This is a genomic window from Mesorhizobium kowhaii (assembly GCF_042431665.1).
In the GTDB taxonomy this organism is placed as follows: Bacteria; Pseudomonadota; Alphaproteobacteria; order Rhizobiales; family Rhizobiaceae; genus Mesorhizobium; species Mesorhizobium kowhaii.
In genome coordinates, this window is record NZ_JBHLYT010000241.1 from 1 (window position 1) to 615 (window position 615).

Below are 615 nucleotides of genomic sequence, written 5' to 3' on the forward strand. Positions count from 1 at the left end.
TCAGGCTCTGGTTGTCGGCGCGCAGCGCCTGGTTCTCCATCTGCAGGCTCTCGACCTGTCCGTGAAGACCCCGCACTTCGCCGAGCAGCGTCCCAACCAGCCCGGGGCGATCAGCCGGACATCATGCCCGAGCTTCGCAATCTCCCGTGCCCAGTAATGGCCGCCGGCACACGCTTCCATGGCGACCATGCAGGCTGGCTGACCGGCGAGAAACCGAAGCACGTGATCGCGGCGAAGCTTCTTCCTGAACAGCACAGCTCCCGACGCATCCGAACCGTGCGCTTGGAACACGTTCTTCGCCAGATCCAATCCGATTGTGTTAACTTCCAACATAGGACGCCTCCGTTCAAGTGTAAGCGGTTAGCTGACGGCGCCTGGCTTGAAGTTCCAGGGCATGAGCATTTCGATTTCGGATGCTGGCCAGCCTTGAGCGATGCGGGTCAAGGTCTGCGAGAGCCAGTCGAGCGGATCGACGCTGTTCATTTTGCAGGTTTGCAGCAAGGTGGCTACCGTCGCCCAAGTGCGTCCACCGCCCTCGCTTCCAGCGAAGAGACTATTTTTTCTCGTAATTGTCTGGGGCCTGATTGCACGCTCGACGATATTGGAGTCGATCTC

General features: G+C 59.7%; 1 protein-coding gene and 1 pseudogene. Both read right to left on the bottom strand.

Translation table 11 applies throughout. From position 1 onward, the window contains the following. Nucleotides 1-93 precede the first annotated feature (93 nt). A pseudogene (locus tag ACFFNA_RS40445) lies at nucleotides 94-333 on the bottom strand (IS110 family transposase); the annotation flags it as partial. A gap of 27 nt (nucleotides 334-360) precedes the next feature. Beyond that, nucleotides 361-615: transposase domain-containing protein (locus ACFFNA_RS40450; RefSeq protein WP_378926031.1), on the bottom strand; the 255-nt coding region annotated here is incomplete at its 5' end.